We start from the raw sequence: 21,197 nt of genomic DNA, 5'->3' as shown, positions 1-21,197 counted from the left end.
TTTATGCAGTTTTTTTCTTCTTCCATAAAATCGCACCGATTAAAATAAGAACTGCTATCATAACAATTGTACCACCTGGCGCTAGATCAAGTTGATACGAAGCAAACATTCCACCAATTACTGCAATTTCACCGAATAAAATGGAAAAGAAAATTGTTTGTTTAAATCCTTTAGCAATACGAATACTTGCTGCAACTGGTAACGTCATTAATGATGATACAAGAAGAACCCCCACTACACGCATTGATACTGCAATGACAAGAGCAACTAATATAATGAAAATAAAGTGAATCCATTTCGCTCTTAAACCAGTTGATACTGCGTATTCCTCATCAAATGATAATAGAAACAGCTCTTTATATAATAAAATAATTGTCGCAACAACAACAATTGCTACAATACCAATAATAATTAAATCTGTACTTGTTACAGCACTGACACTACCAAATAAATAACTAAATAAGTCTGTGTTAAATCCATTTGCAAGTGAAATGAAAATAACTCCAACCCCCATCCCTGCCGAAAGGATAATTGGAATTGCTAATTCTTGATAGTGCTTATATACAGTTCGTAACTTTTCGATTAGTAGCGCTCCACCAATCGAGAAAATCATCCCCATATATAAGGGGTTTAAAAACCCACCTGTAAAAATGGTTTTTTCAAGTAATAAACTTGCTGCAATACCCGATAACGTCACGTGACTTAATGCATCCGCAATAAGAGATAAACGACGAATAACAACAAACACACCAATTAGCGGTGCAACAAGTCCAATTAAAATACCTGCGTATAAAGAATTACGTAAAAAGTCATATTGTAAAAAATCTTGTATCATTATATCCTCCCGTGATGCTCATGTTCGTGTTCTAAACGATGAACATGATGTCCATATAAGACGGACATTTCTGCATCTTCTAACTCTCGGAACTTCTCTACATTTCCATGGAAATGTAGATGTTGGTTTAGGCATGCAACATGTGTTACTTTTTCAGTAACAGCTCCCATATCATGAGTAACAAGAATTAATGTGATCCCGAGCCTTTTGTTTAAATCCTCTAATATTTCGTAAAAACTTTCCACATTTTTTACATCGATTCCAACAGTAGGCTCGTCCAAAATAAGCAATTCAGGATCACTAACGAGCGCACGAGCAATAAATACACGCTGTTGCTGTCCACCAGAAAGCTCTCCAATGTTACGACCTTGAAACTCACTCATTCCTACATCAGCAATTGCTTTTTCTACCTTTTTCTTATCCTCTTTTGTGAAAAAGCGAAAAAGCCCTTTTTTCGAAACAAGTCCCATTGACACAACTTCAGAAACAGTTGCTGGAAAACCAGAATTGAAACTATTTGCCTTTTGGGATACATAACCAACTTTGTTCCATTCCTTAAACTTCTTACTATCAACGCCAAACACGCGAATGCTTCCTTCTTTTGGCTTTAAAACACCTAATAAACACTTAAGTAGAGTTGATTTACCTGAACCATTCGGTCCCACTAAACCTAAAAAAGCTCCCTTCGGAACTTGCAAATTAATATTTTCTAACACATTCCGATCTTCGTATCGGAATGTTAAACCTTCAATTTCTAATATATTATTCATAGCATCTCACCTATTTTAATTCAGAATGATTCCGATTTATATCTATTTGAATTATAGTACAGCTTATTATAGTTGTAAACCAATCTGCCTAAAATATATCTATTTTTTCAAGAAACCTTACTATTATAACAAAAAGCAGAGAAAAATTCTCTGCTTTCGAAAAATATTCCTATAAACTTTTTAGTGAATAGCCGATTTAAACTTACCACCATTTGTCTCTTGCGTGCTCATAATCGTAACAAACGCATTTTCATCAATTTCATGCACAATTGATTTTAACTTCGTCACTTCTAGACGCGTTACAACTGCATAAATAACTTCTTTTTCTTTATCCGTGTAACCACCTTTCGCTACAAGCTTTGTAGTTCCACGGCCAAGACGATGCAAAATCGCGTTTGATACTTCCTCATATTGATCAGATACAATTAAAACCGCCTTCGTTTCATCTAGCCCTTGAATTACTGTATCGATCGTTTTAAATGCGATATAGTACGTCATAACAGAATACATCGCTTGTTCCACACCAAACACAAATGCTGCCCATGCAAAAATAAATAAGTTCACAAACATTACGAATTCACCAACAGAGAACGGTAATTTCTTCGTTAATAAAATCCCCATAATTTCAGTTCCATCTAGCGATCCACCATGACGAATTACAAGTCCTACACCAAGACCTAAAATAAGACCACCAAACACTGTCGCTAAAATAGGTTCTGTTGTAAATGGTGGTACCGCATGTAACGTTGACTCAATGAAAGCTAACGCTACAATACCAAATGTCGAAGATAACATAAATGTTTTTCCAATTTGCTTATAACCGGAATACATAAATGGGATATTGAGAACAACGACTAAAGTAGAAAAACTTAACCACCAAATGTTAGGAGTAAGATAATCTAATATAAGAGAAATACCAATAATTCCACCATCAATAATTTTATTTGGCATTAAAAATAGTTCAATTGCTACCGCCGCGCATGCTGCTCCAAAAATAATCATAACTAAACGATAAATGAGATGAATAACACTTTCTTTTCGATGTTGCTTTTGCTCCATAAGTCCTCCCTTTACTCTTTTTCTGTAGTTTTGTCCTTATATTATAACATACGCTTCTTTTCCTCATGAAAAAAGAAACTCCATACGAATATGTACAAGCTATATGCTCATATATTTCGATAGAAGAACGCGTGAAGGAGGATAATAAGATGAACCTCATTAAACAAATTGTTAATAAAAAATTAAATCATATTTCTACAAAAGAGTTATTAAAATATAGCAAAGAATATGAAGTTCCCATTACAGCCGCACAAGCTGATCAAATCGTTTTACTTATGAAGGGTAAAAATATTAATATCTACGATAACAACGAGCGACTAGAGCTCTTAAAACAAATCGCAAAAGTAACTTCCCCTGCCACTGCCCAACAAGTAAATACATTATTTCAGCAACTACTAAAATAAGGAGGGGATTTCCCCCTCCTTATTGCGCTTTAATTTTTTCAAGAAGCCCTTCATCAAAAGTGCCGTTTTTCAGCATTTCGATTTCCAATTTGTATGGTGGCTTCTTATCTTTTTTATCTTCCCCTACATACGGTGTTTCAAGAATTTTTGGTACATGCATTAACTGTGGATGATGTACAATGTGATGCAATGCTTTATACCCAATGTGACCAAATCCAATGTTTTCATGACGGTCTTTTCCTGCTCCGCGTACATTTTTACTATCATTAATATGAAGTACTTGTAAACGATCTATACCAACGATCTTATCAAATTCGTTTAATACGCCGTCAAAGTCATTTACAATATCATATCCTGCATCATGCGTATGACATGTATCAAAGCATACAGATAGCTTTTCATTATATTTTACACCATCAATAATTTTTGCAATTTCTTCAAAGCTACGACCGCATTCTGTTCCTTTTCCTGCCATCGTCTCTAACGCAATGTTAACCGTCTGTTCTGGCGTTAATACTTCATTAAGCCCTTTAATAATTTGTTGAATACCAGCATCTGCTCCAGCACCAACGTGCGCTCCTGGGTGAAGAACAATTTGTTTCGCTACACCTAATGCCGATGTTCTTTCAATTTCCATGCGAAGAAAGTCTACTCCTAATTGGAATGTTTCTGGCTTCGTCGTATTCCCAACATTAATAATATAAGGGGCATGGACGATAATTTCCTCAATTCCGTTCAGCTCCATATGTTTTCTTCCTGCTTCTATGTTCAATTCTTCAATTGGTTTTCTTCGTGTATTTTGTGGTGCACCTGTATAAATCATAAACGTTGTTGCACCGTATGAAACAGCCTCTTCACTTGCTGCTAATAACATTTTCTTACCACTCATGGAAACATGAGATCCAATCTTTAACATACAATCACCTCTTCAATATACAATAGATATAATGATAGCATAATTTGTAGAAATATGTAGTGAATTGTTTGTTCACAAAAGATGCACTACACAAATTTATATGACTATTTATACAGACTATACTTTTCATTTAAATTAGCTGGATTAAGTGAAACTTTAATCAATACTTTTCTATCCATATTGATTACACCTCCCACAAATAGCGGGATAAAAAAAAGATAAGGGAAACCCCTTATCTTTTTTTATTGCCATATTTTTTCTTCACTTTGTCACGTTCTGTTGCAAGTTTACGTTTATAGTTTGGTTTTACTTTTTTGGGTTTTTTAATAACTTTCGTTGCCATAACATCAAGTTCGTCATTTGGTTTTTTACGGCTCTTACGACGACGACGCTCACCTAAATCGGCCCACTCATCTCCGCGTAAATCTACATGCTTGAACTCAATATGACGTTGTTTTTCTAAACTATCTAACGCTTCTTCGTTTGCTGGATCATATATCGTCACTGCAATACCAGAATGCCCCGCACGTGCTGTTCTTCCAACGCGGTGAACGAAGAAATCTAAATCTGATGGTAGCTCATAGTTAATAACATGGCTAATCCCTTCAATATCAATACCACGTGCTGCTAAATCAGTCGCAACAATATATTGGAATTCAAGGTCACGAATTTGTTTCATCATTTTTTTACGATCACGTGGTGATAAATCCCCGTGAATTCGTCCAACTTTTAAGCCACGTTCCATTAATCCATCAGCAACTTGGTCTGCCATCTTTTTCGTATTCGTGAAAACAACTGCTAAATACGGTTTAAATTGAAGTAGCATTTTATGCACTAAATCAATTTTATTACGATGTTTAGAAGGCACTAAATAGTGTTCAATGTTTCCAGCTGCAACTTGTTTTGGATTGATATGAATATGCTCTGGATTCTCCATATACTTCTTCAGAAACGGTTTTAGTTTTTGAGGAATTGTTGCAGAGAAAACTAACATTTGCAAGTTTTTAGGCATGCGTGCTGCAATTTTATCTACATCATGAATGAATCCCATATCAAGCATTAAGTCTGCTTCATCGACAATAATCGTATTTGCTTTATGAACAAATAATGCTTGCTCTTCTACTAAATCTTTAATACGTCCTGGTGTTCCAACTACGATATGAGGTTGTTTTTTCAACTTTTCAATTGAGCGTTGTTTATCAGTTCCACCAATTAAACAACGTGCTGTAATCATTTGGTCTTCCGCACAAAACTTTGTTAACTTCACGATTTCTTCGTAAATTTGTTGTGCTAACTCACGAGTAGGCGCTGTAATAACAAGTTGTACTTCTTCACGACTTGCATTAATTCTGTTTAATGTAGGAAGTAAGTATGCATGTGTTTTCCCAGAACCTGTTTGGGATTGTCCAATTACACTTACACCTTTTTTCACGACCGGGAAAATTTTCTGCTGAATTCCTGTCGGCTCTGTAAAGCGTAGTTCACGAACTGCATCTATTAAAAATGGTTTAAAATCATACTGTGTAAAAGTTTGTTGTGTCATAAGTTACACCTTCTTTCTAAAATTTCTACTGCGCGCACAAATCAGTCAAGTCTACATTATATCGAAATCTACAAGTAAAATCCATCTTTAGTTTAGGTTTTCACTTCAAAAACTAACCTTCTTCCCTTTTATTGCATATTGTATGTGTATATACCTAACTGAAGAAAGGAGGATTTCTCACATGTTTCCGAAATCCCCTACAAGGCAAATGTATCCGAATCCAGGGCAGCAACCTTATACACCATATCCAATTCCACAACTACCACCAATGGCACAAAAAAAGAAAGGTTTTCTTGCTAAGCTTTTTAAAAAACACGATCCAACCGAGCCTTTTATGCAAATGGTTCCACCTTACCGACAAATGGAAGGGCAACTGATGATGCATCAGCAACCACCACCGCCGCCACAATATCAACAGCAATATCAGCAGCAATACCAGCAACAATATCAGCAGCAACATCCACAATATCAACCATACATGCAGCAACATCCTGAGCAAATGATACCGCCTCAAATGTATGAATCAAATGAAACGCGCGGCGGCGCAACTACAGCTGCCGCAACAGCAAGCAGTGGCATCGGCAGTTTCTTTTCGAACTTAATTTCGAATCCTACTAATATGATAAACAACATCGAAAAAGTATCCCAAGTCGTTCAATCTGTAGGTCCTGTCGTCGAACAGTATGGTCCTATTATGCGTAGTCTACCAAGCATTGTTAAAATCCTCACCTCTGGAAAAAGTACGGAAGAAAATCAAACGGAAAATGTAACAGAGCCAGTTGAGGTAGAAAGTCCGCCTCCTGCACCTCAAAAAAAGAAACGAAAACGAAAGAAAATAGTGATTGAACCTGTAATAGAAAAAGAGTTACCGAAAGAACCAGTTCAACAAACAGCAACAAAACCAAAACTATATGTGTAACAATCCTTTGTTTTCTATCCACTCCTCCTTTATAATGTAAAAGACTATGCACAAAAGTATCCCTTGTTTAGAAGGAGAGGATTACTCATATGAAAATTGTTAAAATTTCCCCTCGTGGTTATTGCTACGGTGTTGTCGATGCAATGGTAATTGCACGTAACGCTGCATTAGATAAATCATTGCCGAGACCCATTTATATTTTAGGTATGATTGTTCACAATAAACATGTTACAGACGCTTTTGAAGAAGATGGAATCATCACATTAGACGGTCCAAGTCGCTTAGAAATTTTAGATAAAATTGATTCTGGTACTGTTATTTTCACAGCACACGGTGTTTCTCCAGAAGTTAAACAACGCGCAAAAGAAAAAGGTTTAACAACAATCGATGCCACTTGCCCAGATGTTACCAAGACGCATGACCTTATCGAAGCTAAGAAAGCGGAAGGGTATCATGTCATTTATATCGGTAAAAAAAATCATCCAGAGCCAGAAGGCGCAGTTGGTATTGCACCTGACATCGTTCACCTTATCGAAAGAGCCGATGATTTAAAAACATTAGAAATTCCAACAGATAAAATTTTAGTAACGAATCAAACAACGATGAGTCAATGGGATGTTCAACATTTAATGGAGGACATTCAAAAAAAATTCCCAACAGCAGAATTCCATAAAGAAATTTGTTTAGCTACTCAAGTTCGCCAAGAAGCTGTCGCTAAACAAGCTGATGTTGCAGACTTAACAATTGTTGTTGGTGATCCGAAAAGTAACAATTCAAATCGCTTAGCACAAGTATCACAAGAAATCGCGGGTACAAAAGCATATCGAGTTGCTGATGTAAGCGAAATTCAATTAGAGTGGCTACAAGGTGTAGAAAACGTAGCTGTTACAGCAGGTGCTTCTACTCCAACGCCGATTACAAAAGAAGTTATCGCGTTCTTAGAGCAATATGACCCAATGAATCCAACAACGTGGGAGAGAGTTAGAAAAGTACCACTTCAAAAGATATTACCTCGCGTAAAGGTGAAGAAAGAACAATAATAAAAACCGTTGCCCTAATGGAGCAACGGTTTTTATTTTTCTTATACAAATGTGAATGGATCTGTATGTAACTGCGAAGCATGAATTTGAACATTTAATTTCTTTGCATCTACTTTTTCTTGCAGTTGCTTTTGTACACCTTGTTTCATTACTTTTTCAACATTATGTCCTGGGTCAACTATATTTAAACCGAGCATCATCGCATCATGAGCAACATGATAGTACATGTCACCAGTTACATATACATCTGCTCCTTTAAATTTCGCTTGGTTTATATATTTATTACCATCTCCACCAAGTACAGCTACTTTACGCACTTTATCATCTAACTTACCGACAACTCTTGCCCCATTCACGTCTAATGATTGTTTCACATGTTCTGCAAATTGACCAAGCGTCATTTCTTCTTGTAAGTATCCTATTTTCCCCAGGCCTAACGTTTCACCTTTATTATCAAGCGGGTACACATCGTATGCTACTTCTTCATATGGATGTGCCATTACCATTGCTTTAATCACTTTCCGCTGTAATGAAACTGGAATAATCGTTTCGATTCGTACTTCTTCTACACGTTCTAACTGTCCAGTTTCCCCGATATAAGGGTTTGTCCCCTCTTGAGGTACAAATGTGCCTGTACCCTCGCTACTAAACGTACAGTGGCTATAATTGCCGATATGACCAGCACCTGCGTCTCCTAATGCTTTCCTTACTTCTTCTGCATGAGTGACTGGCACAAACACAACAACTTTTTTCATTTCTTCTGCATATGTCGGTGCTAGAACTTCTGTATTTTGCAATCCTAACGCCTCAGCAAGTAAATCATTTACCCCGCCCTTAGCAACATCCACATTTGTATGCGCTGCATAGATTGCAATATCATTTTTAATACACTTTTCAATAATTTTCCCATACGCCTTATCTGTATGAATTGCTTTTAACGGGTTAAAAATTAAAGGATGATGAGCAATAATGACATTTGCCCCTAATTGAATTGCTTCATCCACAACTTCTTCCGTTACATCTAACGCAATCAATACGTGCTGCACGGGTTTATTAAGCGCTCCAATCTGCAGGCCAATCTTATCTCCTTCCATCGCCAAATGCTTCGGATACATACTTTCAAATAAAGAAATAATTTCATGGCCGTTTGGAATTTTACTCATGATAAAACCTCCCCTATCATTTTCATTTTCGCTTCTACTTCCCCACGCTTCGCTTTTGTTTCTTCAGAATCAGCCGCACGTTCCAACTGTTTTAAAATATTTTGGAAGTTTTTTAATTCTCCTTCCCATTTTTCAACGAAAGCCTCACTTTTTTCTTTTATTAAAAATGGTCCCATAAACAATTCAGCTTGTTTATTTTCAGAGTAAGGCGCTACAACATTTCCTCGCTCCCCTACTAAAATTTCGTAAATTTTCCCATCTTCTTTTACGATTTTTTCATGGATAAGCTCCCAACCATTCTCAATAAACCATTCACGAATATGATGCGCTGCAATATTCGGCTGTAAAATTAAACGTGTTACACCTTCTAATTTTTCTTTACCACTTTCTAAAATGTCACGAATTAACGCTCCGCCCATTCCAGCAACCGTAATTACATCTACTTCTCCTGGCGCTATAACAGCTAATCCATTCCCTTTACGCACATCTACTTTATCTTGTAAACCACTTTCAGCTACAGTTGCTTGCGCAGAGCGAAATGGTCCATCTACAACCTCTCCTGCAACTGCTTTTGTAGCAATATTATTTATAATTGTATAACACGGTAAATACGCATGATCCGATCCAATATCAGCAACTGTAGATCCTACTGGTATTTCACGTACAACTTCTTCTAATCGTTTTGAAAGCTTTACTTCATTCATGTATTTCCATTACTCCTTCTCTTGTCAGTCTGTCTCCATGATAATGAATTTATAGTAGTTGTTGCAAGCCCATAACAACAATTCACCGCTCTATCATTCATCGTATTTTAGAAAATATAGAAAAACAAGCCCTTTGCATAAGCAAAAGGCTTGTCATACGGAACTTTATTTTTTCTTCGATAACCAATCAGCTACTTTAGCGGCTTGATCAGCTGGAACTATATTGGCAGGCATATTGCCTTTTCCTTTCGAAAGAATTTCTTTAATTTCATCCTTTGAAAGTTTCCCACCAATTTTTTGTAAGTTAGGTCCAACTGCCCCTTGTAACTGATCACCATGGCAGCTCGTACAGCTTTGCTTCACAATATCCTCTGGCTTTGATGCTGTTTGTGCTGGCTTCCCGCCATTTTTTGCATCAGCTAACTCTTTAGATTTATTTAGCCCCTGAAATGAAAATACAAACATAACGATAATACCCAATGCTGCAATAAGAGCGAACGGAATCAGCGGATTACGTTTCATATCTCTTCTCCCCCCTCTATACCCCTAAATAGTTAGATGATTCAGTCATTTCCATTGTACTTGAAAACACTCTATCAGAAAAGAGTAAACTACCACTCGTTAAAAATATTCCATAAATTCAGTTTATTGTTTTTTATTGTCATATCGCTTATTATTTCGATAATTATTAACGTTTCTCATCATATTTTTCGCTTTTCTACATATATTTTTGTATATAATAAACAAAATTAATCGAAAAATCGAAAAATGAGCATTTGCAAATCAAAAGACAATTCTGTAAAATAAATTACAAGAAATTGTAATCGTTGCCGATAGCTAAATTTTAACAAAAATTAACAAAATAAAAAAGTTTACTTCACAAAGGTGAAGTAAACTTAAAAAATAACCTATTCTAAGAAATCCTTAAGACGCTTACTACGGCTTGGATGTCTTAATTTGCGAAGTGCTTTTGCTTCAATTTGACGAATACGCTCTCTCGTTACGCCGAATACTTTCCCAACTTCTTCAAGCGTACGAGTTCGTCCATCATCTAAACCGAAACGAAGACGTAGAACATTTTCTTCACGATCTGTTAGCGTATCTAACACATCTTCTAATTGTTCTTTTAGCAATTCATAGGCCGCATGGTCCGCAGGCGATGTTGCTTCTTGGTCTTCAATAAAGTCACCTAAATGGGAGTCATCTTCTTCACCAATTGGTGTTTCAAGAGAAACTGGCTCCTGTGCAATTTTTAAGATTTCACGTACTTTTTCTGGAGCAAGATCCATTTCTTCACCAATCTCTTCAGGAGACGGTTCACGACCTAAATCTTGTAATAATTGACGTTGTACACGAATTAACTTATTAATCGTTTCAACCATATGAACTGGAATACGAATTGTTCGTGCTTGGTCTGCAATGGCACGTGTAATAGCTTGGCGAATCCACCAAGTTGCATACGTACTAAATTTGAAACCTTTACGATAATCGAACTTTTCAACAGCTTTAATTAGACCCATATTACCTTCTTGAATTAAGTCTAAGAAAAGCATACCACGGCCTACATAGCGCTTTGCAATACTTACTACAAGACGTAAGTTTGCTTCTGCAAGACGACGTTTCGCTTCTTCATCGCCTTCTTCAATACGCGTTGCAAGTCGAATTTCTTCTTCTGCAGATAGTAAGTCTACACGACCAATTTCTTTTAAATACATACGAACAGGATCGTTGATTTTAACCCCAGGTGGTACACTTAAATCATTGAGGTCAAACTCTTCTTCTGTTTTTGTAATTTGGCGATTATTAGGGCCTTCTTCGTTGTCATTATCACCAACTAAATCAATGCCTTGTTCACCTAAATATTCATAGTATTCATCCATTTGATCGGATTCAATTTCAAATCCATTCATGCGTTCTGCAATCTCTTCATATGTAAGAACGCCACGTTTTTTTCCGAGCTCAGTGAGTTGTTCTTTCACTTGCTCAAGGGTCATTTCAGTTTCAATTTGTTTAGAACGAGCTGGTTTGTCAGCCATCTGTTCCCCTCCTTACGCGAGATACAAACATTCATTATACTAAAACTTTATCAAAAAAGCTATTTTCTCGCTTTTTGATTTTGTAAATATGCTACATAATATTTAGCAGCCTCTACAGGATCTGTTTTTTCCATTTGTTTCACTTTAAAGATGATCTCCATCTTTTCAAGTTTTTCCTGATGCCGTCTAAGCGTCTCCAAATGGCCTTGCAACACTTCTTCTGTGTATTCTGGATTAATAAATTCATCCGTCGAAATATCAGTGATAATATTTTTCAACTTTTCATCAGAGAGCCAACTTAAAAATGTTCCGACTGAAGGTTCATTTCCCTTTTCATAATATGCGTATAGTTCATATAAAATCCCTTTATGTTCTTCTGTATGAAAATCTTCTATATGGGATTCCATACGAACAGCTACTTCTGCACTTTGCAACATATGGTAAATAATTTCTCTTTCCGCTCTTTCAAAACCTGTTAACTTCGGTTTTGTTTGAACGACTTGAGACGGTTTAGCAACCTGCTTTATTTGTTTTTGCTGTACCTTTTGTTCTTTGCGATATTGGTGCAATTGGTTCAAAAGTGTTTCCATTGAATACGAAAATTCTTGCGATAATGACTTCAAATATGACTCTGCCTGCATCGCATCTTGTAACAACGATAACTCTTTTAAAACACTCTTCACATATTCTTCTTTGCCAGACTCATCTTGCAAATTTTTCCCTAAACGCAAATAATTTATTTTAAAACCAACAAAACTCACACTTGATTTCACAAGATTTTCAAAAGCAGTAGTCCCATATTGTTGCACATATTCATCAGGATCAAGCTTATCTGGCAAGGATGTGACTTTCACTTGGCAACCAACTTTTAGCAATAATTGCCCTGCTTTCATCGTCGCTTCTCGCCCTGCTTTATCACCATCATAGCAAAGAACAACAGTTTCAACGTTACGTCGCAGAAGTTTTGCTTGTTCTTCAGTTAAAGCTGTTCCCATTGTCGCAACAGCTTCTTCCACACCACTTTTTACCGCAGCTAGTACATCGGCATATCCTTCAAAAAGAACCACTTGCCCACGCTTTCTAATAAACGGTCTTGCTTGGTGGAAGTTATACAACAATTTACTTTTGTGAAAAATCGGTGTTTCAGGGCTATTTAAATATTTCGGAGTGTCATCTCCTAACGCCCTTCCACTAAACGCTATCACCTTACCTTGTAACGTATAGATCGGGAACATAACTCTTCCACGGAAGCGATCATAATGACTACCATCCTTCTCACTTCTTATTAGAAGGCCAGCTTGTTCCATACTAGACAGCGATAAACCTCTTTTTTGTAAAATTTTCGTCGCTGCATCCCAAGTAGGTGATGCATAACCAATTTCAAACTTCTCAATCATCTCTTTCGTAATACCACGGTTTAATAAATATGAAAGTGCTTCATTTCCCTCTTCCGTATTTACTAATAAATGATGATAATACTTTTTCAATAATTCATGAGCTTGTTGCATGATGACAGTGTCATCAGATATGTCTTCTTGTTGTCCTTGCCCTGATGTATACTCTGCAACCGCAATTCCATTTCTTTCGCCTAGCTTTTGAACAGCCTCGGTAAAAGCCAGTCCTTCCATTTTCATTAGAAAGGAAAATACATTTCCACCTTCTCCACATCCGAAGCAATGAAAAATTTGCTTATCAGATGAAACAGAGAATGAAGGAGAATTCTCACCATGAAATGGACAAAGGCCGAAATAGTTACGCCCCTGTTTTCTAAGTTGAACGTATTCACCAATGACTTCTACAATATCGGATGATGTCCGAATCTGTTCAACAACTTCTTCGGGAATTCTGTTCCCCATAACTCCATCTCCGTGTCGTATTTTGTATTCGATATAAATTAAAAAATTCCTTTATAATTCGACAATATTTTTCTAAACTTGTTAGAAAGTGTTGCCGATTACATTGTATAAACGATTTTAAACCTTTCCTATAGGTCCTTTATCTGCATAAATCGCATATACATACTTGCTATATAAAATTGTATACATTTGCTCATCTGTTACAAATGTATCTCTTAGAAACAATACATATACACCTTTTTATAAGAAGAGTAGCAAGCCACATATACTGTTTGATCTTGAGATTTGTAACTTTTTCATGTTGATCCATATAACGATCAACTCCATTTTGTTCAGTATCTACAAAGATCCAATGGCCTTGCTATTTCCTTAAAGGATGAGCATATGATGCGACAAACAAAATTCCGACATGAAATTCCGCTCCAACTTGCACAATTTCAGCCTTCACGGGATATACATCCACACCAACTAATATGTTGTCAATGCTTTGCATATTTCTGTATTCTACATCCCTTCTGTGAATCCTTCCATAATGTGCGTTTTCTTGTATAGATTTTGTCGATTTAACGTAATTACATGTCTTTTTCGTAAATCCTATCCCTAGTTTATTCTGAAAAATTAAAGTCTAAACGTAAAATATAGGTTTTTATCACAATTTTTTATTATAATATATTTTCTTCAACTACGCTACATATCCCTTTATTTTTTCATCTTACATTTCAGGATGACAAACTCACACCTTGAATATACTAAAAGATAAAGGAGTATAAGTATAACCATTACACTACAATCTATTACAAAATCCATAGGTACCATATTTCACACGAGCGAAAAAAGCACATTCACCTTTGGTAAATGTGCTAAAACATTTTTTGGTTTTGCACTGCATTCACAATAATATTTGCTGTTTCTTCAATTGCTTTATTCGATACATCGATTACTTGACAATTTATTTTACTAATTACTTCCTCAAAGTGATCAATTTCTTCTTGAATACGATTAATATTTGCATATGTTGCTCCATCACTTAATCCAAGTGATTTTAATCGTTCTTTTCGAATATGATTTAACTTATCTGGCGTAATTTTCAAACCGAAACATTTTTCTTTTGCCACTTGATATAGTTCTTCAGGTGGGTCAACTTCTGGCACGAGTGGTACATTCGCAACTTTCAAGCGTTTATTATGAGCTAAATATTGAGAAAGTGGTGTTTTTGATGTACGCGAAACACCAATCAACACGATATCCGCTTTTAAAATACCTCGTGCATCTCTGCCGTCATCATACTTCACAGCAAACTCAATCGCTTCAATCTTTTTAAAGTATTCTTCATCTAACCTACGGACAACGCCTGGCTCATATCTCGGCACTTGCCCCGTAATTTCTTCAATTTGATCAATAAGAGGGCCGATAATATCGTATGCCTCTACCCCTTCTTTTGCAGCCTCTGTTACTAAATATTTGCGCATATCAGGCTTAACTAACGTAAAACATATAAGTGCTTGATTACTCTTAGCAATCGAAATCACTTCTTTTAATGTCCCTGTATCTTCTACATACGGTACACGTCTAATATCAGGAGCAAACGGGAATTGCCCCATTGCTGCTCGAACAACCAAATCAGCCGTTTCCCCTACAGAGTCAGATACGACATATACGATTTTATTATCCATTACATTACCTCACTTTAAACAAATTACACTTATTCGTTATTTACTAAATTTACAAACGCACGTGTAATATTTGTTTTTGTAATTCGCCCAATCACTTCTAAACCTTGTTTCGTATCTTTTACAACTGGCATTGCATCAATCTGTCTTTCTATTAATTCCATCGCAATATCATATAAAGAATCCTCTCTACGACACATCGCAATGTTTGGCATCCTTGTCATGATAATATTAACCGGAAGAGAGGTTAAATCCTGCTTTCCTAAGCTCGCTCTTAATAAATCTTTACGAGACACAACACCAACTAATAGAGTCATCTGATCTACAACGAACAATGTACCAACGTCCTCTAAAAACATCGTACAAATTGCATCGTATACGGAAACATTTTTATCAATTACAACCGGTCTAGATTGATAATCTTGTACTTTAATTTTCTTAACAGCTTCAGATAATAACTGCCCCCCAGTTTTACCCGTATAAAAATAACCTACGCGTGGACGTGCTTCTAAATAACCAGCCATCGTTAAAATTGCTAAGTCTGGTCTTAGCGTCGCACGTGTTAGACCCAATTGCGCTGCAATTGATTCCCCTGTAATAGGACCGTGATCTTTTACAATCTGAATGATATGTTCTTGCCGTTTATTCAGCTCTATGATAATCACCACCTTTAATGCACAACGAAAAAAGTTATACTATCTCTTAAATATTATATACTAAATATGCTATTCGAAAAAGAAAGTATGTAAAAAGGACCGTATACGGCCCAAAATTATATTTGAAACTTATCAAGTTGTTCTAAAAAACGTCTTGATTTCAAATAAATTCCGCAATATTCATCATAATATGTATTCAATACTAAACGCATTTGTTTTTTTGTGCTATCCTTTACCGATACATTTCCGAGCCTATGTAAATCGAAATGGAAGAAAAGACGTAATAATTTATGAACAGCTTCTCCTACCGGTATACGATACGGGTCTTGCTCTGCATGACGTGAGCACAGAAAACCGCCTTCCCTAACGGAGAAGGCGACAAAGTCTGTTTCTTGATGACAAATCGCACATGTATCAAAGTACGGGCGCATCCCTAATACCGGAAGCATTTTCGTTTGATAAATTAATGATAATACTTCTGGATCAACACCCTCACACATATAATGCAACGTTTGATATAACATTTCAAATAAATACGGATTATGTTTTTTATCTTCTGTTGCTTTATCAGTTAATTCAACAATAAATGATGCATAAGCAGTTAAAAATATGTCCTCGCGAATTTCTTTCATAGTTGAAATAATCTCGCCTTGTTGCAATGTTCCAAGCCCAGATCCCATTTGAATAAGAAACTGGCCATGTGTCATTAATTGCGACACAGATGCTAATCGGCTTTTCGGTTTTTTTGCCCCTCTTGCCATTGCACTTACCTTACCAAGTTCTCTTGAGAATATTGTAACAATCTTGTTCGTTTCTCCGTAATCTGTCGTACGGATAACGATGCCCTCAACTTTTTGAAACATGTTCGTCACCATCCAAGGTTTGAACAAAACGGGTCAAGAAATTGGAGAGTCTAGATGCGCTAGCTCCTCTTCATGTTGATCCATCTCATCGTTTACGTCTTTTTCCATTTCTTTCAAAAGCAAGTACGTTTCAATGCTTCCTGTTTTGGAGAAAAACTTCCAGGTAAAATCTAGCATAAGAATCCACCTTTCTCAATAAGCGTAGCCTATAAACCAATTTCCTTTGTTGTTATTAAATTGACCCATTTTGTCCATTTTCATGTGAGAAAAATTTTTCCTAATTTATCAAAGTTCATAAAAACCAATAATCAGTGGATGAACCAACCATCCACTGATTACAGCTTGACTCTATTTTAGTACTCATCCTCGCGGAAACCTAGGTCACGAAGCTGAGACATTTTATTACGCCAATCTTTTTGCACTTTTACCCATACTTCTAAAAATACTTTAGAACCAAGTAGCGCTTCAATATCAAAACGAGCTCGCTTACCAACTTCTTTTAACATTTTCCCTTGTTTTCCGATGATGATTCCTTTTTGTGATGCACGTTCAACAACAATCGTTGCATTTATATAAACTGCCCCGCCCTCACGCTTTTGAATCGCATCGATAACAACAGCCACAGAATGCGGCACTTCTTCACGTGTTAAATGTAGTACTTTCTCACGAATAAGCTCTGCAATAATAAATCTCTCCGGATGATCCGTTACTTGATTATCTGGATAGTATTGTGGTCCTTCTGGTAAATACTTTTTAATTGTTCCAATTAAAGCGTCCACATTATTACCGTCTAACGCAGAAATTGGTACAATTTCTGCAAACTCATGTAGTTTACGATATTGATCAATTAACTCTAGTAATTGCTCTGGATGAAGTTGGTCAATTTTATTAATTACTAAAAATACTGGTTGTTTCGTTTCTTTTAACTTCTCGATGATGAATTCTTCACCACGACCAAAGCCTTCGACAGCATTAACCATAAACAGAACGATATCAACTTCTTTTAATGTCGTTTGCGCCATCTTCACCATGAAGTCGCCTAGTTTATGTTTAGGTTTATGTATTCCTGGTGTATCAATGAAAATAACTTGTGCATCATTTTCTGTATATACACCTTGAATTTTATTACGAGTCGTTTGTGGCTTATCACTCATAATAGCAATTTTCTGGCCGATAATACGATTTAAAAATGTAGATTTCCCAACATTCGGTCTGCCAATAATAGAGACAAAACCTGATTTATAACCTTTTCTATTCATGTAAATCCTCCGCTAAAAATGCTCCTGGTAACAATTCTCCGACTGTCGTCTCTTGAACGTCACCATGTAAATTTGTTAAGTATACTTTCGTATCCTGTTTACATAATTCTACCATAACTTGTCGACATGCTCCACAAGGAGGTACTGGGCGCTTTGTATCTGCTACAACCGCAATGGCTACAAATTCTTTATCTCCTTCAGAAACCGCCTTAAATAAAGCTGTTCTTTCAGCACAATTACATAAGCCATATGATGCATTCTCAACATTACATCCACGATATACTTTTCCATCGCGCGTTAATAGTGCTGCACCTACTTGAAATTTAGAATATGGTACGTACGCTTGTTTACGCGCTTCGATTGCTTCTAGAATTAATTGTTTACTATTCATATTCCCGCATCCTTCCTGTTCACAGCTATGAAGAGGTACACTCTCTCATTAAAGCCCCTTACGGCACTTCCAAAGCTTAATAAAAGCTTCGGAATGCAACTATACCATATACGGTAAAAAGATAATAGCACCAATTATAACAGCTATAATTGCAAACAATAAAACCGCTCCTGCCGCAACATCCTTTGCAATTTTTGCAAATGGATGAATATCTGCAGTCGCTAAATCTACTGTTTTTTCCACAGCCGTATTTACCATTTCTAAACTCATTACACTCCCTATTACAATAAGTAATATCATCCACTCTGTTCTCGTAATATGGAAATAAAAGCCGCAGCATATAACAATGACTGCGGCTAAATAATGGATTTTCATATTTCGCTCATGACGAAAACAAAAGAATATACCAGCTATAGCATATCCAAAACTATCTATAAGTTTTCCTTTTTTCATCGTCCTAATCCAAAAGCTTCTAAAATTTCTTTTTGTCTTCCGAACATTTCTTTTTCATCTTCTTCTGTCATGTGATCATAACCAAGTAAATGTAAAAAGCCATGTAATGCCAAAAATCCAAGTTCACGATCGAAAGAATGTCCGTACTCTTCAGCTTGCTCTTTCGCCCTTGGAATAGAGATAATAAGATCACCTAACATGCGTGGCATCTCTGCACCAACAATCTCCATTTCTCCTTCTCCCATTTCTTCCATCGCAAAGGATATTACATCTGTAGGTTGATCTTTATCTCGGTAATCACGATTAATTTCTCTAATGCGCTCATTATCTACAAATGTCACCGATACCTCCGCACCATCCTCGATATTTTCCATTTGAGCTGCTTTTTCTAACACTTCACGAATTAAACTCATATACGCTTCTTTTACTTCTTCTGTTTCATCAATAAAATCAATTAACAAACTCATTCTTTCTCCTTTTCTTCCGGAAGTTCCGGATATGTAATACGCGAATGGAAAATACCATTTAACGTTTCACACAACGTTTTTCCAACGATTTGTAGTTCCTTAAACGTCAAATCACATTCACTAAATTGACCGTCTTGTAGTCGATCTTTAATAATACTTTGCACCAAATTATTAATTTGTTCTGGCGTTGGGTGATTCATAGAACGTACCGCAGCTTCTACACTATCAGCAATACCAACAATTGCCGATTCTTTCGAAGTTGCTTTTGAACCTGGATAACGGAACATCTCTTCTGTATATTTTTCTTTATCTTCTTTAATAGCTTTATAATAAAAATATTTCAGTAACGTTGTACCGTGATGTTGCCCAGCGATATCAATAATTTCTTGTGGAATATGATATTCTTCGAGCATTCTTACTCCATCCGTTACGTGAGCAATTATAATATCTTTACTCGTTACAGGATCTAATTTATCATGCGGGTTTTCAATTCCCATTTGGTTTTCAATAAAAAATTGCGGTTGTACTGTTTTTCCTACATCATGATAATATGCCCCTACACGCGCTAATACACCATTTGCCCCGACTGCTTCACAAGCAGCCTCAGAAAGATTCGCTACCATTACACTATGATGATATGTCCCTGGCGCTTCTAACAAAATTCTGCGTAAAAGCGGATGATTTGGACTTGATAGTTCCATAAGCTTCATGCTTGATACGATTCCAAGTCCACTTTCTAAATATGGTAAAATCCCCATAGCCAAAACGGATGATATAATCCCTGAAAGTGAAGCCATTAATAATTGCGTACCAATTTCAAGAGGCGAAAAATTCCCATTACGTAATAATAAGAGCGCCGCCAATACGACTACATTTAATACAGAAACGAGTATACCAGCTTGTAAAATCATTGTACGACGATTTTTTTCTCGCAAGAAAATACTAACCGATAATGAACTTAACAATACGTAAATCCCTACACTATAATTTAATGTACTCGTTACTCCTTCATTAAACATAATACTTCCGCATACAGAAAAAATCATACTCGTTAAAAAGACAAATCGATCACCAATCATTAGTTTTACAAGTATTGTTCCCATCGCAACTGGGACAACATATGCAATCCCCGCGTATTCAAGTTTTTGAAACAAACTAATGATTTTCATTAAGACGATTGTGATAGACAAAATTGTAATATACGCTAAAACATACGGTCTATCTTCTCTTTTTCTCTTTAAAAATAATTCAAATTGTTTATGCATAAAGTATAGTAACACACCAATGAGTACCGCTAATCCAACATAAGGTTGAAAGCCGTTCCCTTTTTCTAACAAACCAACTAATTTCAACTGATTATACACATCACTTGAAATTGTTTCACCTTCTCTAACAAGAACTTGTCCTTGAAGAATATAAACAGGTGGAACTAAATCTTCCTCTGCTTTTCTCTTCTCTTTCGTTAAGATCGGGTCATAAAAATAGTTTGCTGAAATTGCATATCTTCCTAGCGCCTTAATTGACTCTTTTAAACCATTATCAACATTAACACTATTCATCTCACTTACATATCGTTCTTTCGCATCTTTCAATTCGTCCATTTTAATATGCTCAGTCATGATACTATTAATCGCTGTGACCGCAGCATCTTTCGCTAATACTAATTGGCTCGAATCTGCATTAATCAAACTTAGTAAGTTTGAATCAGATAATTCTTTCGTTAAGTCAGCGGGTAGTTTCTTTTTTAACTTCTCCACTTTCTCAGCATCAGTCATCTTTTTTTGATCATCCGGTCCAACAGCTTTAATCTCTTGCACCACTTCATCCACTTTAGCAAAGACGTCATTCACAATATCAACTTTGTTTTGTTTATACTCACTTTTATATGTATATTGATCTTCAACTTTTGTAGCGGCTTCTTTTTTCTTTTTATCCGTTGTAACTTTATCTTCAATTTTTATAGGAGAATGGATTGTCTTTTTCGCAATAGAATACATATTAACATCTAATTGCTCTGGTTTTACATTATTCATAAGCGCAAAAAACAGCACTGCTCCTAATACAACGTAAGAAATCCAACTTAGTTTTTTCGAATGTTGTAAATTACGAAACCACTTAGAAATTTCTTGAGATCTTGACATGATTTCAATACCTTCTCCTCTCCAGAAATAAAGTGAAACTATTTATAGCTTT

22 protein-coding genes are annotated in these 21,197 nt (G+C 36.1%); 3 read left to right on the top strand and 19 right to left on the bottom strand.

The window, feature by feature from the left end:
• Position 1: 1 nt before the first annotated feature.
• The 3 genes from ACK1U5_RS18205 to ACK1U5_RS18195 form a co-directional block, all read right to left on the bottom strand.
• Positions 2-835 carry a metal ABC transporter permease gene (locus ACK1U5_RS18205; protein ID WP_000613815.1) on the bottom strand — a complete coding sequence of 278 codons (834 nt, stop codon included), beginning with the start codon at positions 833-835 and terminating at the stop codon, positions 2-4.
• On the bottom strand, positions 835-1,605 hold the full coding sequence (locus ACK1U5_RS18200; RefSeq protein WP_001059662.1) for a metal ABC transporter ATP-binding protein: 771 nt from the start codon (positions 1,603-1,605) through the stop codon (positions 835-837). The genes ACK1U5_RS18205 and ACK1U5_RS18200 overlap by 1 nt, the downstream gene beginning before the upstream one ends.
• 180 nt (positions 1,606-1,785) lie before the next feature.
• On the bottom strand, positions 1,786-2,664 hold the full coding sequence (locus ACK1U5_RS18195; protein ID WP_000435963.1) for a YitT family protein: 879 nt from the start codon (positions 2,662-2,664) through the stop codon (positions 1,786-1,788).
• A gap of 149 nt (positions 2,665-2,813) precedes the next feature.
• On the opposite strand from ACK1U5_RS18195, the gene ACK1U5_RS18190 reads away from it, so the two are divergent.
• Entirely contained in the window at positions 2,814-3,068 is a 255-nt protein-coding gene (locus ACK1U5_RS18190; protein WP_001048954.1) for a DUF2624 domain-containing protein, read from the top strand.
• 19 nt (positions 3,069-3,087) lie between these two features.
• Here the strand turns inward: ACK1U5_RS18190 and ACK1U5_RS18185 are convergent, their stop codons facing one another.
• Positions 3,088-3,984: a deoxyribonuclease IV gene (locus ACK1U5_RS18185; protein ID WP_000912460.1), complete on the bottom strand. Its 897-nt coding sequence runs from the start codon at positions 3,982-3,984 to the stop codon at positions 3,088-3,090.
• A gap of 232 nt (positions 3,985-4,216) precedes the next feature.
• Entirely contained in the window at positions 4,217-5,527 is a 1,311-nt protein-coding gene (locus tag ACK1U5_RS18180) for a DEAD/DEAH box helicase (protein ID WP_000194015.1), read from the bottom strand.
• Positions 5,528-5,708: 181 nt separating this feature from the next.
• On the opposite strand from ACK1U5_RS18180, the gene ACK1U5_RS18175 reads away from it, so the two are divergent.
• Entirely contained in the window at positions 5,709-6,446 is a 738-nt protein-coding gene (locus ACK1U5_RS18175; RefSeq protein WP_000484162.1) for a YqfQ family protein, read from the top strand.
• A gap of 89 nt (positions 6,447-6,535) precedes the next feature.
• Positions 6,536-7,486: a 4-hydroxy-3-methylbut-2-enyl diphosphate reductase gene (locus ACK1U5_RS18170; protein WP_000706660.1), complete on the top strand. Its 951-nt coding sequence runs from the start codon at positions 6,536-6,538 to the stop codon at positions 7,484-7,486.
• A gap of 41 nt (positions 7,487-7,527) precedes the next feature.
• Here the strand turns inward: ACK1U5_RS18170 and ACK1U5_RS18165 are convergent, their stop codons facing one another.
• The 14 genes from ACK1U5_RS18165 to ACK1U5_RS18100 form a co-directional block, all read right to left on the bottom strand.
• Positions 7,528-8,649 carry a Nif3-like dinuclear metal center hexameric protein gene (locus tag ACK1U5_RS18165; protein WP_113710614.1) on the bottom strand — a complete coding sequence of 374 codons (1,122 nt, stop codon included), beginning with the start codon at positions 8,647-8,649 and terminating at the stop codon, positions 7,528-7,530.
• On the bottom strand, positions 8,646-9,353 hold the full coding sequence (locus ACK1U5_RS18160; protein WP_001006544.1) for a tRNA (adenine(22)-N(1))-methyltransferase: 708 nt from the start codon (positions 9,351-9,353) through the stop codon (positions 8,646-8,648). The genes ACK1U5_RS18165 and ACK1U5_RS18160 overlap by 4 nt, the downstream gene beginning before the upstream one ends.
• Before the next feature lie 165 nt (positions 9,354-9,518).
• Positions 9,519-9,875, bottom strand: coding sequence for a cytochrome c550 (gene cccA / locus ACK1U5_RS18155; RefSeq protein WP_000828141.1), 357 nt, complete (start codon positions 9,873-9,875; stop codon positions 9,519-9,521).
• Between the two features lie 386 nt (positions 9,876-10,261).
• The gene (gene rpoD, locus ACK1U5_RS18150; RefSeq protein ID WP_000764066.1) at positions 10,262-11,389 is read right to left on the bottom strand and encodes an RNA polymerase sigma factor RpoD; all 1,128 of its coding nucleotides are present in this window, start codon (positions 11,387-11,389) and stop codon (positions 10,262-10,264) included.
• 59 nt (positions 11,390-11,448) lie between these two features.
• Positions 11,449-13,245, bottom strand: a complete 1,797-nt coding sequence (gene dnaG, locus ACK1U5_RS18145) for a DNA primase (protein WP_000528224.1) — start codon at positions 13,243-13,245, stop codon at positions 11,449-11,451.
• 860 nt (positions 13,246-14,105) lie between these two features.
• Positions 14,106-14,918: a pyruvate, water dikinase regulatory protein gene (locus ACK1U5_RS18140; RefSeq protein ID WP_000368936.1), complete on the bottom strand. Its 813-nt coding sequence runs from the start codon at positions 14,916-14,918 to the stop codon at positions 14,106-14,108.
• 29 nt (positions 14,919-14,947) lie between these two features.
• Entirely contained in the window at positions 14,948-15,580 is a 633-nt protein-coding gene (locus tag ACK1U5_RS18135) for a helix-turn-helix transcriptional regulator (protein ID WP_000583756.1), read from the bottom strand.
• Between the two features lie 107 nt (positions 15,581-15,687).
• Positions 15,688-16,434, bottom strand: a complete 747-nt coding sequence (gene recO, locus ACK1U5_RS18130; protein WP_000487013.1) for a DNA repair protein RecO — start codon at positions 16,432-16,434, stop codon at positions 15,688-15,690.
• A 33-nt stretch (positions 16,435-16,467) separates the two neighbouring features.
• Positions 16,468-16,611: a YqzL family protein gene (locus ACK1U5_RS18125; protein ID WP_000883924.1), complete on the bottom strand. Its 144-nt coding sequence runs from the start codon at positions 16,609-16,611 to the stop codon at positions 16,468-16,470.
• A 176-nt stretch (positions 16,612-16,787) separates the two neighbouring features.
• Positions 16,788-17,693, bottom strand: coding sequence for a GTPase Era (gene era / locus ACK1U5_RS18120; protein WP_001080229.1), 906 nt, complete (start codon positions 17,691-17,693; stop codon positions 16,788-16,790).
• Complete coding sequence (locus ACK1U5_RS18115; protein ID WP_001086282.1) at positions 17,686-18,084, bottom strand: cytidine deaminase; 399 nt, start codon at positions 18,082-18,084, stop codon at positions 17,686-17,688. The genes era and ACK1U5_RS18115 overlap by 8 nt, the downstream gene beginning before the upstream one ends.
• A gap of 99 nt (positions 18,085-18,183) precedes the next feature.
• The gene (locus ACK1U5_RS18110) at positions 18,184-18,537 is read right to left on the bottom strand and encodes a diacylglycerol kinase family protein (RefSeq protein ID WP_000715469.1); all 354 of its coding nucleotides are present in this window, start codon (positions 18,535-18,537) and stop codon (positions 18,184-18,186) included.
• Complete coding sequence (ybeY, locus tag ACK1U5_RS18105) at positions 18,534-19,004, bottom strand: rRNA maturation RNase YbeY (RefSeq protein WP_000054679.1); 471 nt, start codon at positions 19,002-19,004, stop codon at positions 18,534-18,536. The genes ACK1U5_RS18110 and ybeY overlap by 4 nt, the downstream gene beginning before the upstream one ends.
• Complete coding sequence (locus ACK1U5_RS18100) at positions 19,001-21,145, bottom strand: HD family phosphohydrolase (RefSeq protein WP_000091514.1); 2,145 nt, start codon at positions 21,143-21,145, stop codon at positions 19,001-19,003. The genes ybeY and ACK1U5_RS18100 overlap by 4 nt, the downstream gene beginning before the upstream one ends.
• Positions 21,146-21,197 lie beyond the last annotated feature (52 nt).

The sequence above is a fragment of the Bacillus sp. XB1 genome (assembly GCF_053557995.1).
This window is presented reverse-complemented; position numbering and strand designations above follow the sequence as displayed.